The sequence below is a fragment of the Thalassospira sp. genome (assembly GCF_048059015.1).
Taxonomy (GTDB): Bacteria; Pseudomonadota; Alphaproteobacteria; order Rhodospirillales; family Thalassospiraceae; genus Thalassospira.
In genome coordinates this window covers 348,643-369,775 of record NZ_JBLLNT010000003.1, presented here as the reverse complement: position 1 = coordinate 369,775, position 21,133 = coordinate 348,643, and the positions used below count along the sequence as shown (strand labels likewise).

Here is a 21,133-nt window from a genome sequence, read left to right as displayed (position 1 = left end):
GGCGTTATCCGCTTCGGATCAAGATGCAGCGGGACTGAACGGGGCCGATGCCGGTCTGCCAAGAAGGTAACCCTGCACGTAATCGACATCATGTTCGGCAAGGAATTCAAGTTCTTCGCGGCGTTCGATGCCTTCGGCAACGACCTGAATATCAAGCTGTTTTGCCAGTGCGATCAGCTTGCTGACGATCGCCTGTTTGAATTTGTCCCCATCCACATGATCAACCAGTTCGCGGTCAATCTTGATGATGTCGGGACGCAATTCCGGCAACAGGTTCAATGTGGAATAACCTGATCCAACGTCATCCAAGGCCACGCGAAAGCCCGATGCGCGATAGGATTCCAGAATATTGCTGAGATGTTCGGTGCTGCGGACTTTTTCGGTTTCGGTCACTTCAAACACGACATTGCTGCGATCAAGATTGCATTCCTCGACCACATCAATGGTCGAACGCAGGCATGAATCCGGATCATAGATGGAACTGGGCGCGAAATTGATAAACAGATTACCGCTGACACCGGCCTTGGTGGCATTGCGGACATTCGCCGCACGCGCCGCCCGGTCAAGTTGAAACAGAAGCGTTGCCGATTGTGCTGCGTCAAACAGCTGGGCCGGGCTGATCACGGTGCCATCTGGTGCGGCACCACGGACAAGGCATTCATGGGCATAAGGCGTGCTTAGGTCATGGATCGGAAATATCGGCTGGAATGCGGAATTCAGCCGCTGGTCACGCAGCAAATCACCAAGCCATTCGGCACCAATTGCAGCCCGGATCGCGCCAAGGCTGGTCAGGCGGGCGATATCATCAATATCGGGGTTTTGGTTTTCCGGCATGATCAATGCCTTGGTATCAGAGAGTTCTTCGGGAAGAAGGTCTTTGGCAATCGCATCGATCAGGGCGCGCAGGCCGGGGCGGCTGTAATGGATGGAAAGTGTCGCAACCGATGGCGACTTTTCAACACCCACACCGATCGATTTTGCACCGGCAAGGATTTTGCCCGTGGTGTGGGCAACCGGTGGCCATAGAAACAGGGTGCCCGTGCGCGGCGCGATTTCCGGATTGGAGTCACACTTTTCACAATAGGTCATCATCTTCTCCCCGGTTGTCTTGGCAGCTTCGCAACATCGTTTTGTGTGTCGCGATGTATTCTAATGTTTCGTTTTATACCATACGTGATGCGAACAAGAACAGTTCCATGAAATAAGTGATATATTTATCAATATCATAGGTTCAATAGGTGCTGCGTTCTGTGTTGAACTGAGTTTGCCCAACGGGCGATGTGACAAGGGATATCATCCATCCAATGATGCGATTTTCACTGTCTGGACGCAACGCAACTGGTAAAGTTAATTCAGTCTCGACATTAGATTGGCGATTGGTTCGCCGGCTTTGAGGACAAAATGCACTACAGCCTGCGACATTATCGCGCTCAGGCGGAAAGCCACAGTCACAGCGATTTTCACCAGATCATTATCTCCGATCTCGGCAAGCTTGAGCTTGAGGTCGAAGGGCGTGGTGGGGAAGTGTGTGGCCGTCAGCTTGCCTTTGTCGAAGCGGGCCGAACCCATGCTTTCCGGGCAGAGGGGCTCAATCGCTTTTTAGTCCTCGATGTGGATATCAATCTCGCGCGTCAATCCGGGATCGAAGCGCTTTGGCACAAAGCAGGAAGTGCGTCGAGTTATCTGGAGCTGCAATCAGGGCATCAAGGAAGCCTTGTCGGGCTGCTTGATGGGCAAACTAGACATAGCGATGACGCGGACGCGGATACCCGTTCCAACGCGATGCTGGGCAATCTGCGCGCGATTTTGGGACACACGCGAAAAGTGGATGGTCTTCGACATTCCGACGTTCCGTCCCGTTTGATCCGCGTGACGGCATGGGCCGAAACCCGCTTGGCTGACGACATCAGCATCACCGATATGGCACGCATCGCCGCACAATCGGAAAGCAGCCTTTTTACGGCGTTTCAAAAACATCTTGGCACCAGCCCGATGCGTTGGCTGACCGAGCAGCGTCTGCAAACCGCGTGGGCGATGCTTCAAGATGATCAGATTGAACTCTCGATGGCCGATGTTGCCCAAGAGGTTGGATTTACTGATCAAAGCGCCTTTTCACGCGCGTTTTCCCGCCGATTTGGTATGTCGCCGATTTCAGTCCGACGGCAGAAGCTAAACCTGCCTGGCGCCTAAACTACCACGGTCCTTCTTTGTCTAATGATCGGCTGATTGGGCTCAATTATTGGAGTTTGGGCAAAGACGGATCGCGTCAATTCCGTCATCTTCCGTTCCGATAGTTAAGACAAGATCGGAATGCGACATGACCCACGCGGTGGAAAAACGAACAGCGACCATGATCGGTGGCATTGCCGTGTTGCTTTGGTCGCTTTTGGCGCTTTTTACGACCGAGGTTTCCGCCATCGCCGTTTCAATTGGTAAGCCTGTGCTTTGCGATTGCCAGTATTTTCAGTGCGGTTTGGATCATGCTTCGGGGCGGGAGTGTGCTGCGATCCTTGCGCCAGCCAATTGGAGCTTGGGTGCTGGGCGTTTTGGGTCTGTTTGGCTATCACTTCTTTTATTTTGTCGCCCTTGCCAATGCGCCCGCGGTCGAGGCAAGCCTGATTGCCTATCTGTGGCCGTTATTTATCGTTTTGTTCTCGGCACTTTTGCCCGGTGAAAACCTGCGATGGCATCATATTGCCGGTGCGGTCCTTGGTCTTTCCGGGGCGGTGCTGCTTGTCAGCAAAGGGCAGGGACTGTCGTTTGATCCGGCCTACGGTCTTGGTTATAGCGCTGCAATTATCTGTTCATTCCTGTGGTCTGGCTATTCCGTACTAAACCGTCGATATCGCCATGTGCCGGTCAATGCGGTCTGTGGATTTTGTGCCGGTGCAGCTGTGCTCGGTTTCATCACACATGGCATGACGGAAGTTTGGGTTTCACCCAACCCATCGCAGTGGCTGGCGATCATCGGACTTGGGCTTGGCCCTGTTGGGGCGGCATTCTTTGTCTGGGACTATGGCACCAAACATGGTGATATCCAGATCCTGGGCGTGGCATCCTATGGGACGCCGTTGCTGAGCACCTGTGTGCTGATCGCGTTTGGTAAAGCAGTTGCGACACCCGTTGTGATTGCTGGTTGTATTTTGATTGTCGCAGGCGCACTTTTGGCATCGCGCGAACTTCTTTTTCCGACTCGCGTTAAACGGGTTTAGATGGATTTCTGCCAAAATTGCAGCTGGTTAACTGACTGGCCTTCGAAAGCAATGCTGTTTTGGAAGGTATTTTCAGCAGATTGCAGCGTTGGTTGGGATTTGTAGTCACATTTCTGTGATTCTGTACCTGAACTCAGATATTTGTGCTGTGCGACATTCAATAAATGACCTATAGTCGTTTTGTGCTTGGGGAGGGGGCGTTACAAACGCAGCCAGGGACAAATGGATGACGCAGACGAATACCGACATTGCGAAGGATATCAAACACGCAATGTCAGTCGCCGATTTTGATCGGGCGGCGACGATTGGTGCTAAAGTTTTGCGCGTACACCCGAAAAGGGTAGATATTCAGCTCATGACAGTGGTCAGCGAGTTGCAAGGTCGCACGCCAGCCAAAGCTTGGGCACGTCTTTCAAAACTGTTTCGAGAAGTACCGGTTTCTGACCGATACTTTGGCGCTGTCGCGCAGAATCTTGTTCAATATTCTTATGTTACAAATGACTTCAGTTCAGTCGAGTCCCTGATTGAGGCGCGCCTGCGTGTTGCGCCGCATGATGAGACCTTGTGCTGCATTTTGGCAGATGTAATTTTCCAGGGGGTTGTTGCAACAAGCCCCGGCCGTTGCTTTGCGCCCAAGCTGGTGCGCGCGGTTGAGTTGCTTACCAAAGTGTCCGAACAGAGTGCGCAGTACGAAAATGCCCAGAAATTGCTGGCGCGTGTTTACCTGCATCAGGAACAGCACGACCATGCATTTGCAGTGCTGGAAAAGTGCGTGGCGCGCGCACCGAACAATCTTCCTGTTCGCATGCTTTTGGCATCTTCTTATGCGCTGGCTGGCGAAGTTGAGAAGGCTGTATCAACCTGCCTTGCGATCATTGAGCGCAAATCCAATTTTGGTGCGCAACCCTATCTGATCATTTCATTCATGCGCCCGCAATCAATGCCGGACGATGCGCCGCGTTACCTTGAAGCGATCCTTGCAGATGGTAAGGCCGCTGCGGGTGAGCGATACAAGGCCGCATTCGCACTTGGCAAAATTGCTGAAACCAACGGCGATATGGAAGCGGCGTTTGACTACTACAAAAAGGGTCATGCAGCCGATCGTGCGGAGCGCCCGTTTGACATGAAGCGTGAGCTGGTCGAGATGACGAAGCTTCGTGAAATGGCGACAGTACAAAACGCAGTTTCGGTATCGATCCCGGATAATGAAGATGGTCCCAAGCCGATCTTTATTCTTGGCATGCCGCGTTCTGGGACAACCTTGACCGAGCGTATTTTGGGTGCGCATCCTGATGTGCATGCTGCGGGTGAAATCGGTGATTTTGCCAAGGCGGTGACGGATGTTGTCGGACGTGGCAAGATTTCCGATCAACTGGCAAAGATTGACGCAAAGGCCGCAGCCAAGATCCGCAAGCTGTATCTTGAGGCGCTGAAATCCTATGCGCCGACCAAGCTGTTTGTAACCAACAAAACGCCTGCGAACTTCGTACGGGTTGAGATGATCCGCCGTGTCTTCCCGGACGCGCCGATTATTCACACCCATCGTCATCCCTTGGCGACGTGCCTTTCGATTTACACAACACCGTTCTCCATTCCGATGCGCTATGCGGATGATCTGGGCGAGCTTGCCGACTACTACCACTCCTATGTCGATCTGATGAATGCGTTCTTTGAGAGTGATGCCAACGGCAAGCTGTATGATCTTTGCTACGAAGATCTGGTGGCTGATCCGGAAGCGGTGACCAAAGACTATTTTGCGCATTGCGGGCTGGAATGGGATCCGAAATGCCTGGAGTTCTATCGTGAGGGCAGAGTAGCCACCACGGCCAGCATGATCCAAGTGCGGCGTCCTATTTTCAAGGACTCGCTTGGCAAATGGCAGCGGTTTGAAGCCTATATCGGTCCGTTGGCAAGCCTTGGCGAAGATCCGGATATCGCCACGGTCAAGTCGGCACAGAAATCATCGCGCAAAGCGGTTGCCGCGTGACGTTGCGGGTGCTTCGGGTTAGAAGGTAATTCTACGTAGAAGAAAAGACCTTTTAAAACGCCGGAGCGCCCCAATGACGCGAAACCTTCCAAAGGCAGAATTGCACCTGCATCTTGAAGGTGCTTTGACACCTGCACTCGTGCGTGAATTTGCTGCGCGCAATGCGATTGCCCTGTCCGATGACATCTACGATGATCAAGATCGTTATATCTGGAACGATTTTCCAGAATTCCTGAAAAGCTTTGATAAAGCCAGTGCTGCCATCCGCACCAAAAAGGATTATGCGGATTTGACCTACTTTTACCTGACCGAACAGGCAAAGGTTGGCACGCTTTATGTCGAGCTGTTCTGTTCGCCGACCCATGCGGCGGAATGCGGTCTTTCCTATGATGATCATCTTGAAGCGATTGTTGATGGCATCGACCGCGCGGAAAAGGAAACCGGGATCATTGGCCGGATCATCATGACCTGTGTGCGCCATGTCGGTGGTGATATTGCCCTTAAGGTCGCCAAGGAAACGGCAGCGTGTGCGCACCCTTATATTGTCGGCTTTGGCATGGGCGGCAATGAAAGCATGTTTTCCCAAGAAACTTTTTATCCGGCCTTTAAGGTCGCAGCCGACGCAGGACTTGGCTGCACCACCCATGCTGGCGAAGTGCAGGGCCCGCAAAGCGTTTGGGATGCGATTGATAAACTTCCTGTCACCCGTATCGGGCATGGCGTTCGATCCATCGAAGACCCGAAATTGGTCGAAACGCTGGCAAAGCGCGGGATCGTTCTGGAAGTCTGCCCGGGATCGAACATCGCGCTTTCGGTCTATCCGGATTATGCGGCCCACCCGCTGCGTAAATTCTATGAGGCGGGCGTGAAGGTGACGCTGGGGTCAGATGATCCGCCCTTCTTCTTTACAAGCCTTGCGGACGAATATCAGCGCGCCCATGATGTGTTTGGTTTTAGCGAGGAAGAGCTTCTTGGCGTGACCCGCACGGCAATCGAGGCCGGCTTTGTCGATGATGCGACCAAGGCAAAGCTTCTGGCGAAGCTGCAAGCCTAATTGTTTGCAGATTTCTAAATGTAAAAGAGCGCCCAGCAAAGGGCGCTCTTTTCGTTCTTAAGTGCGATGTCACCAAGGCGTCTTGCCCAGAAGCTTTTCACCAAGTTCCGTCAATTCCGCCCGATCATATCGGGTTTGTTCCCAATTGCGCGGATCACCGGGGAAGGCATGGCCGCGTGCCGGAAGGCGTTCTGACCAGCTTTTAACCCGCCAATCGACAAGGTCCTGTTCCTCAGGGGTTGCTGGCGCCATGGAGATATATTGCGCTATGCGGGCCTGATCGGATCTGTTCGCACGAATGCCATGTGCAAGCAGGCTGTTGAAAATCACAAGATCACCGGCCTTCATGGCAATGCGTTTGGGCGTATAGGGGACTGTGTCCATATCAGGCTGGAACGGGTTTCGGTCCGCTGGCGCAGTTTTGCGCCAATCGGCGAAATTGGCAAACAGATCGGGCACACATTGGAACCCGCCCATGTCTTCCGTGGTATCGACAAGCGATAGCACCCCCTGAACATTGATCGGTAGGGGATCGGCACTGGTATCTGCATCCCAATGGATGAAGCCATCAAAGGCACGGTTGCCTTTGTTTGGCGTGTTCAAATTCGCCCGATCAATTGAAACCCAAAGATCGGTGCGGTCCCAGATATCAACAAACGCATCATAAATGCGCTGGGTCTGGCGATTGTCCCAAAGGCATTGATGGTTATAAATCTCGACCATGCCGGAGTTATTAAGCTCCTTCATCGCATGATCGCGCATTTGCGGGCGGCCCCAGCTTTCGGGATCATTCGGGTCCATTTCCTCGAACTCCCAAAGCAGATCGACGGTTGCCTGGGCCTGTTTGGCCGACACGGCATTTGGAATGATCACATAGCCATAGGTCTGCCAATGCGCAAAATCATCCTCGGACAGGACACGCAGCGGCAAAGTCTTTTTAAGATCGTGAAGCTGCGTTCCCTGAACTTCCTTGACCGACGCGTTTCCGGGGCGGTCGCTGTTGGGGGTGGCGGTCGCGGGGGCAGTGGCAAGCATCGACATGAAAGTCCTCCGGGTTTTTGGTTTTGAATTGATCAAATTTAATCAGCATCCCGATGGCTTGCCCACTGACACGACGGACAAAGAATGATACTATTTGGCCAAAATGACGTCATGGATCTACCGAATAGACGTGGTGCCAAGTCATGAAGCTTTTGTTTGAACATGTTCAGATTGCCAAGGATCGATCGTGGAAGGGGCTGCATCGGAACCTTTCGGCGATCCCGTTTGAATGGCACTACCACCCGGAATATGAACTGACACTGACCCTCGGAAGTCAGGGGCAGCGCTATGTCGGGGATCATATCGCTGCGTATGGTGATGATGATTTGGTTCTTCTGGGGCCGAACTTGCCCCATACATGGCATTCGGCAAATGCCGCACCACCATCAACCAATCAGGAAACCATGCGCGCACATGAGGCGGCCTTGCAGGTTGCGCCAAACCAGACTGCGCACCAAGCATTTGTCTTCTGGTTTACATCTGATTGGATTAATTCGGTCTGTCGAACCATGCCGGAACTGGTCGGTCTTGAAAACGCGCTTCGATTGGCTCGACGCGGGGTGAAGTTTGATGCGCAAACCGCACGCAAGGTCGCGGCATTCGCACCTGACTTTGATCATGGTAATGCCGCCGATCAATTGATCATGCTGATCGAAGTTCTGAGAACTCTGATGGACGCCACGGAACTAAGCCCGCTGGCCTCTGAACGCTTTGATGCCGCCATCCCGGAACATGATGACGCAAGTCGCCTTGGGCGGGTGTTGGACGTTTTGCATGGGAATTACCTGGAGCCGGTCACAAGTGCCTGGTTGGCGCAACATGCGGGGATGAGCGAACGGACATTACGCCGCTTCTTTCACCGCCATATGGGATCAAACATTCAGGATTATTTGATGGGGTTGCGATTGGGGCGGGCAGCAAGCTTGTTACTGTCATCTGACATGCCGATTTATCAGGTTGCCGAAGAAGCAGGCTTTCAAAACCTGTCGCATTTTAACCGCCAGTTCAAACGACACCGCGGCCTGGCACCCAGCCAATTTCGCAGCCGTCGTATCGAGCCGGTAAAGGTCAGCGGTTAATCGTGATGGCGCGCGACATGGGCGTCGAACGCTGCCCAGAACTGATCACGATAAAGATCGCGTTCCTGCAGGATTTCATGACGGGCTTCGGGGATTTCGGTGATTGTAATCGCTGAAACCTGACCGAGGATTTCTTCGGTCACCTTGTTTGACACGACCTGATCATTACCCGCCAGAACCACCGATATCGGGGGCAGGGGCCATAGACCCGATTTTAACTGATCAAGCCTAATTGCCGTTTTTGCCTGCGCTTTGAAACACGCATCAAGCCACCCGGCAGAAACACCACCAACCACCAGTTCCGGTGCTTGTTTCAGGATCGCAAGGTTGCGCGCATAACGATCAGGATCAGATGTCAGGATGTTTTCTGGATCAAAATCGGTAAGTGGCGTAAGCCCGCTTTGGCCGGGCAGGTATTGCTTGTCAAAGCCATAACGACAAAGACCGCCAGACAGGAATTGCGCGGCCAGCGAAAGCCATTCAGGCCCTCCAAGGCCAAAGAACGGCGCAATCATAACGGCACTGCGCCAAAGTTCCGGATGATCAAGCATCATGCCCATTCCAACAAGCCCACCCGTCGAATGGGTCAGAAGCATGTCGCAGGTAATCCCGTGCCGGGCTTTGATATGGTTGATCACGCTGTGGGTGTCAGACATGTAATGGGTCAAATCGCGGACATAGCCCATCATCACATCATCCGCTTCACGGGTTGATCCGCCATGGCCGCGAAAATCAAAAGTCACGCAACCAAATCCACGTTCAGAAAGGTCGTCTGCGGTTTCCTGATAGCGTTCGATAAACTCGCCACGTCCTTGCAATATCAGGACAAAGATGTTGGCGTGTTCGGGGTTTTGAACCCCGTATCGCAGGGTAATGCCGTCTTCGGTGGTGAAGCTATCAATGGCAAAAGTCATCAAATCGCCTGATCAGGGAAAGTTCATTCTGCAAGGATATCTGGTTCAACGCCAAGTGCTGCAAGGATGAAGCGTGACATTTTATCGCTCATGCCCGGGAAGTCAGGGTTAAACGTCCCACGGCGAAGCGTTCCCGGTGTCGCGGAACCAACCAGGTTACGTTCGCCATACACCGTATCCTGACCGGTTTGGCAACTTGCATGCTGTTTCGCGTCATCATAATGGCCGCAATCGCGTACCGTGCCGTTCAGACCGTAAACCGGATTTTCCGGATGCATGGTGATTGCGGTATGGGCGTGATTGATGGTGCGCATCTCGTCATTGGCGGAACTTATAAAGTCAATCGCATCACATTTGGGATGCTCGTCGATGTCCTTGTTTTCGCCCTGATACCAGATCAGATGTTTGGTGTCCGATTGTACCTTCTGGCAGAAGAAATCAACCGCGACCAGTGGATCAACCGTCTGATCATCCGAACTGATGACAAGGAAGACAGGAATATCAAAGTTTTTGACCGACCCATCGCGATAGGGTTCGGTCAGAAGGTGAAATTCGGCCGCGGCATTCATTGCCATCGAGCCATATTTCGCCGGGTCGCTGTTCTTGCCCTGACCAACCCATTTTTTGACATGGCGTGCATAGGGTGTCAGCCAGGCCTGTTCGCTTTTTGCAGTGAGGCCTGGGGACAGCATGATCATGGCGCTGATGCGGTCATCGCGCTGGCGAGCATCAAAATCGCGCCCGATAAGGGCCGCCCCCATCGAATATCCAATCGGGATGATATGCTCGATCTCCTCGCCAAACGCATCGACGCCATAGCGAACGGTGGCCAGCCAATCATCGAACTTCACATTCATAAGATCGCCCGGAACAGTGCCGTGGCCGGGTAAAAGAACGCCATGGATGGATGCGCAGGGAAACTGTTTGCGCAGATGATCGCGCACATCGCTTAACCAAAACGGACTATCGGTCAGGCCATGGATCATCAGAAAACCGACATTTTCGCCATGGGCGAGATCGCGGCCGACCTTGTCACAGGAAATGTCGTCCGGCTCGATCGCAAAGGGTGCGCGCATATCAACAACCTGATCGATATTATAGCCGCCAAATGGTTCTTCTTCCTTGGCAAAGCGTTCGGTCGCAAGCACGTCATGAATTTGTTGGCGGGTGGATTTCACATAATCGGCAAAGGACAAATCATTTGTCGGTGCCTTGACCGCATGATCAGACGGACTGTGTTGCGGATCATTGTCAGAGCATGCCCCCAATGCCAATACCGCACCAAGTGCAAGGGATGCCAGACTTGTGCGCAATAGCCGCGAGGTGACCATGGGTTTCGCTCCGTGTCCTGAAGATGTGATTGGCTTCTTGATTTTGTTTTCCGCACTTGATGTTAGCGCGTGCAGCCCCGTGGTGCGAGTACCAAAAAAGCGGCCTGTTTCCAGACCGCTTTGGGTAGCCAATAAACGTGACCTCAAAAAGGCAACGGGATTTGGCTTATTCCATGATTTCCCAGCTATGGGTCACGTCGGCTGCTTTGGATAGCATGATGGATGCCGAGCAGTATTTCTCTGCTGAAAGCTCAACCGCGCGGCCGATCTTGGTCTCGTTAAGGTCTTCACCCTTTACCTTGAAGTGCAGGTGGATTTTGGTGAAGACCTTGGGATCGGTTTCAGCGCGTTCTGCCTTGACCTCGGTTTCAACATCAAGGACGTTCTCGCGGCCTTTTTTCAGGATATGCACAACGTCAATCGACGAACAGCCAGCAAGACCAAGCAGCAGCATTTCCATCGGGCTCGGGCCAAAGCCGTTATCTTTGTCACCGTCCATGACAACGCCGTGGCCGGTGCCGCTGGTGCCGGTGAAGGTAAGGTTTTCAAGCCACTTTACGCGTGCTTCCATAATCAAATTCCCGTCTTTGAAAAACTGTTGTCCCATCCTCTAGCGCGGTTGGGCGCAGCCTGCAAGTTGCGATCAATTGTGCTTGCGATCATTGCCGTAAATCAATGCGACCATCAGTGGTAAACTGTTATAGGAGTTTTTACCTTCCGGCGTGATACTATAACCTGATTTCAGGCCGTTATGACGAAGGAGCAACGGTTATGACCCAAGATCCAAATCGCAGCAAAAGCCGTTTCATGATGGGCATGGAACATGTGCTCAAAGAAATCAATCACGAGATCATCAGCCCGGCGATCCCCGACATGACAGTCGAAAACGCCGTGCCGCTTATGATCACGGTTGCCCGCTTGCGTGCAGATTATCTGAAATATGCGTTTCGTCTGACGGCGGATCGCAGCGATCAGCACCCGACAGAAGAAGAACTTGCCAAGCTCAAACACCTGCGCGAATGCTATCAGGAAATGTTGGCAGCGGCCCGCGAACTCGAACATTGCGTCGATCGCGGCTATATCGATTTGCCGCCACTGACCTGATCAGACCAAACGTTGGAATTGATCTAATCAGGGTACTGTTCGCAAGAAAAGTAATGACTTATCCTTGGGTATATGCAATGGGTTGCGCATATAAATAGCTAAAGACCGAACAACAGGTCTGGTTTGGGACATCAATCATAACGAATTTAAGGGAGTGCGCCGTTTCGCGGCGTTCCGGGTGTCTTGTCAATCAGTGCGGATGTTGTGGCAACGGCGGCGTTGTCGCGCGATAGTCTTATATTCCTTGATCCCAACGGCCATAAGGTCGTTCACATTAACCCGGCTGCTGAAAAGCAGCTTGCGGCTGCCAAATCAGTTTTGCGCACCGGGACCGAGATCAAGCAATTCCTCGCTTACCTTGCCAAAAACGGTGAGTTCACCGACGGCGATGCGGTGTTGGCGGTGCGTACGGCGATGAATGCCATCTCCTCGGGCAAACATGAAGACCTGCCGGGCTTTCGGATGGGGAAAACGCCCTTTATCTGGTATTGCGACAAAGGACCCGGCGATACCGTCGCCCTTGTTTTGCGCGATGGTGGCAAAGCCCAGGAACTTGCCAAGGCACTTGCTGAACATAAAACCTTTATTCAGCATCTGATTGATGTCCTGCCAACCCCGGTTTATCTCAAAAACCTCGATGGCGTTATCAGCCGCTGCAACGATGCCTTCGCCGAACTGTTCGGCCTTGAAAGCAAGGATGTCACAGGCAAGAAGCTTGGTGATATCGCGCCCAAAAGCTTAGCTAAAACCATTGCCGATCACGAAGCACCGCTTTTGAAAAGCGAAGGGCAGGTGCGTGATGAAATCTGTTTTGTTCTTGATGACGAAGAACGATCCGCCCTCTTCGCCGCCTCAAGCCTGAAGGGGCCAAGCGGTGCAATTGCGGGAACCATCGGATCGCTGATTGATGTCACCAGCCTTAAAAAGGCGCAGGCCGAAGTTGCTGAAGCATCACAGCGCCTGACAGGGCTTCTTGAAAGTGCGCCAATCGGTGTCGGGATTTCAAGCCGTGAAACCGGGCTCTTCAAGTTCTTTAACAGCACGTTTTCCAACATGCTGGGGCTTGAGCAGGAAAAAGAGCCATCTGACTCGATCCTTCTGTCGGAACGCTATCGCAAACAGTCGCTCAAAGACATGGATATGTTGGGCGAGTTGCATGACGTTGAAATTCGTCTGCGCCGTCCGGACATGCCCGAAGCCAAATGGCTTAAAACGTCGCTGGAACCTTTGCCGTTCGAGGGCGAGGATGCAGTGCTTTGGTGGACAAGCGACATCACCAAGCAAAAGCACGCCGCGCGCGAATTGCAAAACAAGGCCAATAATGACGAGCTCACCGGCCTGGCTAACCGGGCGCGATTTATGCAGAAGCTTGATCAGTGTGAAAATGTCCTGCGTGGCACTGACACACCCGCATCAATCTTTATCCTCGATCTGGATGGATTTAAGCGCTTGAATGATACGCAGGGCCACGCGGCCGGTGACTGGGTGCTTGTCGAAACCGCAAAGCGATTGAAACGTGCCGCACGACGGGCAGAGGAAGTTGCACGTCTTGGTGGGGATGAGTTCACCATTCTGTTCATCAACAAGGGCGGCGAAAAGGAAATGTCTGTGATTGCCGACGCCATCCTTGATGAGATGAAGCAGCCTTTCCTGTGGGAAGGCACTGATTGCGGTATTTCCGCCTCTATCGGCTTTTCCGTATTTGATGGCGGCAGCTGCGATATGAGCGAACAGCTCCGCCGTGCAGACAAAGCCATGTATGAAGCCAAGGCAGCCGGCAAGGCACGCTATTGCGTCTATTCACAAGCCCTTGAACCGGAACTGCATCAGGATTGATGTATCACGCTTGGCGGGTGACGGAGTACTTTGCGTCTTCGTCACCCGGCTTTGCGTACAGATCCTTTGATCGGGTTGCCAGATGTGTCCAGGCCAAGCGTTTCAAGCAACGGACCCAAATGCGCGACATAGGGCTCCCATCCCTTAAGGCTGCTGCGATAGATCGGTTTGTGGAACTGAAGGGCGCTATGGGTGCGGACTTGGCGTTCTGTTTTGTGGGCGCTTAAACACGCGTCATTCCATCGTAGTCCGACAAGATCGATCAGGCGTCTGGCTTCGCTCTCTAGGTTCTCTACAACATCCTCATAATCGACCTCGATAAATTGATCACTTGGCAGAACAGATCGCCAGTGCGCCATGAAACCTTCATAAGTGTTGTAGTAGTGGCCCAAATCGCGCTGGTCATAGGCGAAGTTCTGAACGCCGCCAAAACGCCGGTTATAGATCGAAAAACATGATGCCAACGGATGGCGACGGCAATGGATGATCCGCGTGTTGGGCAGCATAAAGGCCAACATGCCCGCACGGGTAAAGTTTGATGGTAGCTTATCGACAATGCGCCGGGTTGTTCTGGCGTCGGTATTGGCTGCCTGAATGCGTCCGATCCGGCCAAGGGTTTCTTGCCGATATACCTGCCCAAGGATGCGGATAAAATCGTCGTCATATTTCATCACATCGTCGCGCAGCGCACCATTTTTGACCTTATGCTCGATCAATGCGTGATGGTGATAGACCATCGTATCAAGCTCGCCCGCGCCAAAGATCGCCGGGTGGGAGCTCAGAATTTGTTCGGTCAATGTCGTGCCCGATCGCGGCATGCCAACGATGAATACATGTTGCGGTTCATCACAGTCATCGCGGATCGGCCCCAGATTTGCAAACCGCTCGGCAGGGAACTGCTTGCGCACATGGGCAAGCATGTCGTCGATCGCCTCGGGCGAGTAGGTGATGGTTTGGCGCTTGATCCGGTTGGCCTCGCTCAAAGCCTTCATCGCGGCATCGGGTGCCTTGCGTTCCATCTCAAGCTTGGCGATGGAAAATAACAGCATTTCCTGCTCGTTATGCGCCATCTTCTGATAGCGGCCTGATTGATAGATGTCGTAAATCACTGCGCGAGCTGGGTGATTTTCGGGAACTTTGGTTGCCAGGGGCAGGCAATGCCACGCGCGGATGTTTTGTGGTTCCTCGCAAAGCACGCTTTCAAACAGTTTGCAGGCTTCTGCAACATTGCCGAGTTCTTTGTGACATTCGCCAATGCTGATCTTGATGTCATTGATGGCCTTGGCACCACCGGTTTCCTCTGCATATCCAACGGCCTTTGCCAGATGCTGAATGGCAGCCTCGATATCATCGAGTTGCAGTAAAATAACACCCATCGCACTCCAGGACGTCCAATCCTTCGGGGCCAAGGCAATCGCGCGTTTTAAATGCGGGATCGCATTCCGCGTCCCCATTCCGCGTGCTTCAAGCAAACCCAGCTGCAGATGAATCTTGCCAACCAGAGGATAGCGTTTTACGGCCTGCCGCAAAACATCCTTGGCCTGATTTTCATATCCGCCATTGGCAAGGACAGCTGCGAGATCGGTGAAGTAAACCGGCTTTGGGGCAGGGCAGTTACACGCCTTTTCAAGGCATTTGACGGCCTCGGCAATCTGACCGCTTTCATTATGCATCAAGCCACTGATCTGCATCAGCTCGCCATCATCGGGATATTCGACCATCAGCTTCGCACAGATTTTCCGCGCGGTACGACCATGCCCGCTCGACCACTGCTTTCTGATCTCCGCCAACCCGACCGTAAGTTTGTGCTGCTTTGCGCTCGACGGACTGATCTTTGATGGTGACGTATTGGCAGCCGTTTGCTGTTTGCTCATGTCCCGGCATCCTGTTTGCTCAGTGATGCGGAATGTGTTGGTTTTACGGCAGGTTAGGCGGGATTGATGCCAAGGGCCTCAAATAACGGCGCCAATTCCTTCTCATACGGCCGCCAGCGTTCGACGCTGCTGCGATAGATCGGTTTGCGGACTTGATTGGCGCTGGCAGTTCTGACCGCGCGGTCTGAGGCGTGAAACTCAAGTAAAGCGGGGTCCCAAGGTAACTCTAGAAAATCTAGCAATCGTTTTGCTTCATGTTCCAGATCCTCAACGACACTCTCATACTCAACTTCAATGAACTGATTTGGCGGCAGTACCTGTCTCCAGTGATGCATCAGAGTGTCATATGAACGATAGTAATTACCTAGTTCCGTTAAATTGTAACTAAAACTCTGGCCGGAAACGAAATACTTGCTGTAGCAAGATAGGCAGGTGTCGATCGGGTTTCTGCGACAATGAATTATCCGGGCGTGTGGCATTGCCATTGCGATTAGTCCGCAAAACATAAAGTTGCCAGGCATCTTGTCGAGAATGTAATGGTAACCATCATCAGATGGTGGGAGATGTTGGAGTACCTCCTTCAAGTAGGCATTTGCCAAACTTGTTAGATTTTCGATTGATTTCACTCGCTGAAAACTGCCCGGAGTATCAGGAAAATCTTTCCCGAGCACCGCATTCTTGAGGCGCGGAAGTGTTGTCAGTTCTCCTGCGCCAAATACCTTGTTATGGCTGGACAAGATTTGTTCAATCAGGGTTGTTCCTGAGCGAGGCATCCCAACGATGAAGGCTACCTTTGGAGTTTTGCCCGGTTTTTCGGAGTCTTGTTGCCGCATGGCTTTTGACATGGATTGGTCAAAACAGTCGGCGTAATTCTGAAGCCGATTGGCCACAGCTTTGCCATCAAAGCTGATTTGAGATCTATGAAGAGAATTTCCTGCTTGAAGGTGTTGCATGGCTTTGTTCGGTTGGCCAGCATCCATCCACGCTTTGCCCATGGCAAACTCCAGATCAACTCTGTTAGAGTTAGATAAGCTTCCGTCACGTCCCGAAAGTATATTCGTCATGCGGGCGATTTCTGGTGAATTCTCCTTGAAGCGGATCACGTCGCTAAGGATGAGCCAGGCTCTGGTTGTGAGGGGATTGCTGCGGATTACTTTTCGCAGCAATTTCTCTGATCTATCTAGATCCCCTGTTTCTCTTGCAGTCTCAGCGATAAGCAGAGAAAGTTCAGTTTGTTTGTTCTTGCTCTTTTTGCCAGAGAGTTCCTTTGAGCATACGAGCGCTTCCTCAAGATGTGCTAAAGCGGTAGTTGGTTGTCCGATCGCGCGATAAATGCTTGCGGAGACCTCATGCGCCAGAAGTTTGTTGCCAGAACATCTTATGGCAAATTCCACAAGTTTACGGGCTTGAGATATATGGCCTTCTTCTAGCAACGCAGCCCCCAAAGAAGCACTTATCCTGGAGTCATCAGGGAATCGCCGAAAGGCTATCCTGAGAACGTCACGAACTTGTGCAATACTGCCAACCCGTCTCATTAAACTTGCAAGATCGAGAAAGTGTTCAGGAACTGAATCTGGAAGGTTGCAGGCTTTCTCATAAGCTTTGATGGCGAGTAAGTTGTTACCATGCGCTTCATGAATTCTTGCCTGTAGATACAGACCCTGCGCTGTCATCCGCGCCGTATCTTCGACGCGGGCAAAGGTATGTTCAGCAGCTGTCAGGTTTCCACCTTCCAGCAGCCGAAGGGACTTCTCAATAAGAATTTTGTGTTGGTCAGGGGACTGACTTGCCTTGGAACTCAAATTTCTTCTTTCAACTCAGCGTGTCCAAGTGATTGAAGGAGTGGCCGCAACCATGTTGCATAAGGTTTCCAGCGTTCAACACTGCTTGAGTAAATCGGTTTGTTGACTTGATCAAAGCTCGCAGTTCGGATGGCTCGACGCGTTTTGTGGAAGCTCAATACCTTGTCTGTCCAGGCAAGCCCTGCGAATTCAGTGATCCGCTTCGCTTCGCTTTCGGTGTTTGCGACGATACGCTCATACGAAACTTTTAACAGACGGTCTTCAGGCACGACGTTATGCCAATGCGCCATCAAATCTTCGTAAGCTTTGTAGTAACTGCCGAGCTCAGATTGATCAAAACAGTAAGGGTACCCGCTGGAAAAACGCAGTGTGTAGGCGGACAAACAAGTATCCACAGCATTGCGTGTGCAATGAATGAAGCGGGCATTTGGAATAGCCTGCAGTATTAATCCAACCCACATGAAATTGCCAAGCATCTTATCAACAATAACATGATCACGGCCAATCTGATCCATTTGACCGCGTTGGTTCAAACGTTGTTCGAGTTGTTGTCGATATTCCCTGCCGAACTGCTGAATTTTTGTTTGGGTTTCACTATCCGGGTTCTCTTGAGATGTGAAAGGGAAGAGTTCGCCAAAAATCGATTGCTTAAGTTGCGGAGCAATGAGTAGTTCCCCTGCGCCGTGCGCATGGGGATGCGACGATAGAATTTGCTCTGTTAATGTTGAGCCACACCGAGGCATTCCGATCACAAAAAGAATATCAGCGCTATCTTTGTTTGAGGCGATAGCGGGCAGGTCGCTAAAGCAAGCTGCTGGATAACGGTCTTTAATATGCTGTAAGTGTAAGCACGCAGCTTCATTGTCGTAATTGAAATCGGCCCGCCGCAGTCGGTTGGCCGTGTCATAGTATTTCATGGCATTTTCAGGGGACTTTGCATCTCGCCATGCTTTGCCGAGAGCAAAGTTCAGATACTGTTTTGCAATAGCGGGCATTCCAGCGATAGAAGCGTCTTTTGCGAGGTTTTCCATTTGTTGTAATTCAGGGCTTTCACTGCTGAAGTGCATCAAATTGGATAAAGCGTACCAAGCTTGAGTGTTCTCTGGTGCTGTGGCAAGAACATCAAGGACGCAATTTCTCAACTCTTCAATTCTACCAGCGTGGTTCAGTGAGTCGCTTTTTGCCAGTTTAATTCCAGCAATATCATTCGGGGTCGGCAGTGTGTAAAACGGCTCGCTCAAATTGCCGGGTGATCCGCAAATTTTCAGTGCACGATCAAAGTGCTGTACGGCCTCGTTAGGTTTTTCGATTTCAGCATAGGCCATCCCCAAATTCTGCCATAAGGACCAGTCGCCCCTCTCAAGATGAGTGCCTTTTTCGAGCACTTCGATCGCCTGTAACGGTTCTCGGTTCTTAAGCATCGCCAAGCCAAGTTCTCTGTAGCCTGCAGCATGCTGAGGAAAGCGCTGTAATGCAAATTGAAGCACTTTTTGCGCTAAATCTGCATTGTTTGCCGCCATCAAAATACGCCCCAAATCCTGAAATACGATTGGTGGCGCATCGGGACGTTCACAAAGGTTCTTTAGTGTTTGAAATGCATCCTCCACCCGACCGGCAGCATTTAGCATCAAAGCATAAAAGTGGCGCGTGTCTAGGTGCTGGGGAAATATGGAAAGCGCTTTTTGGCACTCATTGACTGCGTTCTGATGCTGTCCAGAAGCCCACAGCTCCTTAACGCGCTTCAGATGTTCTTGGGCTTCCATTGCCAAGCTAAACCCTTTTCAATTGCAGGTCGTAACCATAGTTGATTTTTGTTTGCTCGTCAGCCTTATCATTTATCGCCAAGAACACTCAACATTGGCTGAATATAAGGAGCATATGGCTTCCAACGCTTTACGCTGGAGTTGTATATCGGTTTGCGTACCTGAACCATACTTGCGGTACTCACCGAGCGCTTATTCCTGTGAAAATTCAAAACAGTTTCGTCCCAGGGGAGATCGACGAACTCGAGCAGTTTTCTGGCTTGGTGTTCTGTATCGGCGACCATGTCTTCGTATTTGGTTTCCATCAAAACGGATGATGGAATGGTTTCGTGCCAGTAATGCATCTGATCGTCATAAGCTTTGTAAAATTCCGCAAGTTCCGTTTGATTGTAGGAGTAGTTGACTGGGGAGCGGAAAAGCATGGAATAGCAGGACAAGCAAGTATCAATCGGATTTCGACGGCAGTGAACGATACGAGCTTCAGGTATTGCTTGAACAATCATCCCGATCATATCGAAGTTTCCCAGCATCTTGTCCACAACGACGATATTCCCGTTTTCAATGTCAGCATCTGGACGCAAATCACTGGCGATACGTTTTAACTCAGCAAGATAGACATTACGGATTTTCTCGTGAGTTTCTGGTGAAGCAGCAATTTTCATATGTTCTGGGCAGCTCGCAAAATTGCTGCCGAGCATCGTTTTGCATATGTTCGGGAGTGTCGTCAGTTCGCCTGCGCCGATCACGTCAGGATGTGCGGACAATATTTGCTCGGTCAGTGTCGATCCACTTCTTGGCATTCCGACGATAAAGACTGGGCGGAATCCTGTCGGCTTTTCCGAGGCCTTCTTCGATATGTTCAGAAACAGGCTGGGTGGGAAAAAGTGCGGAGTATGCCTTACTTTTCCGCAGACTTCTTGGGAATTGTAGGTCAAAGCTGTGCGAACGATCTTGTTGCCTTGGTTCAGGTGGTCGATAGACTTTTCCGGCGCGTTTGCTTGGTCCCAAGCACGTCCCAATGCAAAGTGCAAATCACGCATTGCGTCTTGATTACCAACGGATGTCACGCGCTCAAGGCAGGATTCCATACGTGTGATTTGTTGTGGGGTGCATTTCACAAGGTTGGATAGTTCGTACCAGGCTCGATGGCTATCTGGGTTTTCTTTCAGAACATCTTCTAATGTTCTACGTGCATCGAAAGTTTTGCCAGCCTGTATCATCGCGTTCGCTTTGTTCAGGCGAACGTTTTCTACGTCCTTCGAGGTGGCGTTTTTAGGGTTGTGTTTGGCTATAAGCAATAAGCTTTGGTCAAAGCATGCAAGAGCTTGATCCGCGTGATTGTTTTGAGCGCGGGCACACCCCAGATGATTCCAGCCGATCCAATCCTCTGGCTCAAGCTTTAAATAGTTGTCAAACGCAGTCATCGCTTGGGAATGGCTGTCGTTTTCGGCTAACGCGACACCCAGTTCGCGCAACATCAGCGCATTGTCCGGCCACTTCTTGCTTCCAACATTCAAAACTTCTTCGGCGAGATCTGGTTTGCCAATTTTCTTGAGGAGCTCGGCAAATGCAAAGAAACAGTCCGGGGTAGTGGCTGGAACGCTGCAGGATGCCTCATAGTGCTGTGCTGCCGCAGCAACATTTCCTGAACTCATCAAGAAAGCGGGCATATGTCTTGTGGGCTTGAGCGTTCTGCGGATTTTGTTGCAGTAATTGCTGGCAAAGGCTTACGGCCAACTGCTTGTTACCGCCGTTCCAAAGGCGCGAAATATTATCAATCTGGTTGTCTAGGGACTTTGTTAGGGGCTGTTGGTCCACCATGCAAACACCTCCCAGAAGATTAGTCTGGCATCGATGGATACGGTTTGAGGTGTTATTTCCCTATGGTTCTACACCAACCGAGCCAGCATCGAATATGCTATATTTGTATGTAATCATTATTAGACGTCAGTACCTTAGTATAGTCAAACCTTATTCGTAGGAGTAGTTAGGGTAGGATGCTGGTCAAACAATAAACGCCCGACCAAATGGCCGGGCGTTTTCCGTAAGCTTGTTCCTTTCGGGTGAAAGGATTAGCCGCTGTAGTACATGTCGAACTACTACCAATCAATAAAATCAATAACTTACATGTCTAAA

16 protein-coding genes are annotated in these 21,133 nt (G+C 51.5%); 7 read left to right on the top strand and 9 right to left on the bottom strand.

Annotation, left to right across the window (positions count from 1 at the left end; all coding sequences use genetic code 11):
- Positions 1–18: 18 nt before the first annotated feature.
- A complete protein-coding gene (locus ACMZ66_RS05685) occupies positions 19–1,092 on the bottom strand; it encodes an EAL domain-containing protein (RefSeq protein WP_416935278.1) in 1,074 nt (357 codons plus the stop codon).
- A 309-nt stretch (positions 1,093–1,401) separates the two neighbouring features.
- On the opposite strand from ACMZ66_RS05685, the gene ACMZ66_RS05680 reads away from it, so the two are divergent.
- The 4 genes from ACMZ66_RS05680 to ACMZ66_RS05665 all read left to right on the top strand — a co-directional run bounded on the left by ACMZ66_RS05680 (position 1,402) and on the right by ACMZ66_RS05665 (position 6,253).
- A complete protein-coding gene (locus ACMZ66_RS05680) occupies positions 1,402–2,190 on the top strand; it encodes a helix-turn-helix domain-containing protein (protein WP_416935276.1) in 789 nt (262 codons plus the stop codon).
- A gap of 167 nt (positions 2,191–2,357) precedes the next feature.
- Complete coding sequence (locus ACMZ66_RS05675) at positions 2,358–3,212, top strand: DMT family transporter (RefSeq protein WP_416935274.1); 855 nt, start codon at positions 2,358–2,360, stop codon at positions 3,210–3,212.
- A 226-nt stretch (positions 3,213–3,438) separates the two neighbouring features.
- Entirely contained in the window at positions 3,439–5,199 is a 1,761-nt protein-coding gene (locus ACMZ66_RS05670; protein ID WP_416935272.1) for a tetratricopeptide repeat-containing sulfotransferase family protein, read from the top strand.
- 73 nt (positions 5,200–5,272) lie between these two features.
- Positions 5,273–6,253: an adenosine deaminase gene (locus ACMZ66_RS05665; protein ID WP_416935270.1), complete on the top strand. Its 981-nt coding sequence runs from the start codon at positions 5,273–5,275 to the stop codon at positions 6,251–6,253.
- Positions 6,254–6,322: 69 nt separating this feature from the next.
- On the opposite strand, the gene ACMZ66_RS05660 is transcribed toward ACMZ66_RS05665, so the two are convergent.
- On the bottom strand, positions 6,323–7,294 hold the full coding sequence (locus ACMZ66_RS05660; RefSeq protein ID WP_416935268.1) for a phytanoyl-CoA dioxygenase family protein: 972 nt from the start codon (positions 7,292–7,294) through the stop codon (positions 6,323–6,325).
- Between the two features lie 143 nt (positions 7,295–7,437).
- On the opposite strand from ACMZ66_RS05660, the gene ACMZ66_RS05655 reads away from it, so the two are divergent.
- Complete coding sequence (locus ACMZ66_RS05655) at positions 7,438–8,373, top strand: helix-turn-helix domain-containing protein (protein ID WP_416935266.1); 936 nt, start codon at positions 7,438–7,440, stop codon at positions 8,371–8,373.
- Here ACMZ66_RS05655 and ACMZ66_RS05650 read toward each other — a convergent pair.
- The 3 genes from ACMZ66_RS05650 to ACMZ66_RS05640 all read right to left on the bottom strand — a co-directional run bounded on the left by ACMZ66_RS05650 (position 8,370) and on the right by ACMZ66_RS05640 (position 11,189).
- A complete protein-coding gene (locus ACMZ66_RS05650; RefSeq protein WP_416935264.1) occupies positions 8,370–9,287 on the bottom strand; it encodes an alpha/beta fold hydrolase in 918 nt (305 codons plus the stop codon). The two genes, ACMZ66_RS05655 and ACMZ66_RS05650, sit on opposite strands and share 4 nt — an antisense overlap.
- Positions 9,288–9,310: 23 nt before the next feature.
- A complete protein-coding gene (locus tag ACMZ66_RS05645) occupies positions 9,311–10,618 on the bottom strand; it encodes an alpha/beta hydrolase (RefSeq protein ID WP_416935262.1) in 1,308 nt (435 codons plus the stop codon).
- Positions 10,619–10,784: 166 nt separating this feature from the next.
- Positions 10,785–11,189 (bottom strand): OsmC family protein, encoded by a 405-nt coding sequence (locus ACMZ66_RS05640; RefSeq protein ID WP_416935260.1) that lies wholly within the window; start codon positions 11,187–11,189, stop codon positions 10,785–10,787.
- 200 nt (positions 11,190–11,389) lie between these two features.
- Here ACMZ66_RS05640 and ACMZ66_RS05635 point away from each other — a divergent pair, with 200 nt between their 5' ends.
- Both ACMZ66_RS05635 and ACMZ66_RS05630 read left to right on the top strand, forming a co-directional pair.
- A complete protein-coding gene (locus tag ACMZ66_RS05635) occupies positions 11,390–11,722 on the top strand; it encodes a hypothetical protein (RefSeq protein ID WP_416935258.1) in 333 nt (110 codons plus the stop codon).
- 183 nt (positions 11,723–11,905) lie between these two features.
- Positions 11,906–13,558: a diguanylate cyclase domain-containing protein gene (locus ACMZ66_RS05630; RefSeq protein ID WP_416935256.1), complete on the top strand. Its 1,653-nt coding sequence runs from the start codon at positions 11,906–11,908 to the stop codon at positions 13,556–13,558.
- Positions 13,559–13,599: 41 nt separating this feature from the next.
- Here the strand turns inward: ACMZ66_RS05630 and ACMZ66_RS05625 are convergent, their stop codons facing one another.
- From ACMZ66_RS05625 to ACMZ66_RS05610, 4 genes are all read right to left on the bottom strand, one after another.
- Complete coding sequence (locus ACMZ66_RS05625; RefSeq protein WP_416935254.1) at positions 13,600–15,432, bottom strand: tetratricopeptide repeat-containing sulfotransferase family protein; 1,833 nt, start codon at positions 15,430–15,432, stop codon at positions 13,600–13,602.
- Positions 15,433–15,485: 53 nt separating this feature from the next.
- Positions 15,486–17,234: a tetratricopeptide repeat-containing sulfotransferase family protein gene (locus ACMZ66_RS05620; protein WP_416935252.1), complete on the bottom strand. Its 1,749-nt coding sequence runs from the start codon at positions 17,232–17,234 to the stop codon at positions 15,486–15,488.
- Complete coding sequence (locus ACMZ66_RS05615) at positions 17,231–18,997, bottom strand: tetratricopeptide repeat-containing sulfotransferase family protein (RefSeq protein WP_416935250.1); 1,767 nt, start codon at positions 18,995–18,997, stop codon at positions 17,231–17,233. Before ACMZ66_RS05615 ends, ACMZ66_RS05620 begins: the two co-directional genes overlap by 4 nt.
- Before the next feature lie 68 nt (positions 18,998–19,065).
- Complete coding sequence (locus ACMZ66_RS05610; RefSeq protein WP_416935248.1) at positions 19,066–20,652, bottom strand: sulfotransferase; 1,587 nt, start codon at positions 20,650–20,652, stop codon at positions 19,066–19,068.
- Positions 20,653–21,133: the final 481 nt, after the last annotated feature.

Bases quoted from the DNA above. Each gene is read 5' to 3' on its own strand.
- ACMZ66_RS05685 (WP_416935278.1), bottom strand. From the start codon at position 1,092: ATGATGACCTATTGTGAAAAGTGTGACTCCAATCCGGAAATCGCGCCG.
- ACMZ66_RS05680 (WP_416935276.1), top strand. From the start codon at position 1,402: ATGCACTACAGCCTGCGACATTATCGCGCTCAGGCGGAAAGCCACAGT.
- ACMZ66_RS05670 (WP_416935272.1), top strand. From the start codon at position 3,439: ATGACGCAGACGAATACCGACATTGCGAAGGATATCAAACACGCAATG.
- ACMZ66_RS05665 (WP_416935270.1), top strand. From the start codon at position 5,273: ATGACGCGAAACCTTCCAAAGGCAGAATTGCACCTGCATCTTGAAGGT.
- ACMZ66_RS05660 (WP_416935268.1), bottom strand. From the start codon at position 7,294: ATGTCGATGCTTGCCACTGCCCCCGCGACCGCCACCCCCAACAGCGAC.
- ACMZ66_RS05655 (WP_416935266.1), top strand. From the start codon at position 7,438: ATGAAGCTTTTGTTTGAACATGTTCAGATTGCCAAGGATCGATCGTGG.
- ACMZ66_RS05650 (WP_416935264.1), bottom strand. From the start codon at position 9,287: ATGACTTTTGCCATTGATAGCTTCACCACCGAAGACGGCATTACCCTG.
- ACMZ66_RS05645 (WP_416935262.1), bottom strand. From the start codon at position 10,618: ATGGTCACCTCGCGGCTATTGCGCACAAGTCTGGCATCCCTTGCACTT.
- ACMZ66_RS05640 (WP_416935260.1), bottom strand. From the start codon at position 11,189: ATGGAAGCACGCGTAAAGTGGCTTGAAAACCTTACCTTCACCGGCACC.
- ACMZ66_RS05635 (WP_416935258.1), top strand. From the start codon at position 11,390: ATGACCCAAGATCCAAATCGCAGCAAAAGCCGTTTCATGATGGGCATG.
- ACMZ66_RS05625 (WP_416935254.1), bottom strand. From the start codon at position 15,432: ATGAGCAAACAGCAAACGGCTGCCAATACGTCACCATCAAAGATCAGT.
- ACMZ66_RS05615 (WP_416935250.1), bottom strand. From the start codon at position 18,997: ATGGAAGCCCAAGAACATCTGAAGCGCGTTAAGGAGCTGTGGGCTTCT.
- ACMZ66_RS05610 (WP_416935248.1), bottom strand. From the start codon at position 20,652: ATGAGTTCAGGAAATGTTGCTGCGGCAGCACAGCACTATGAGGCATCC.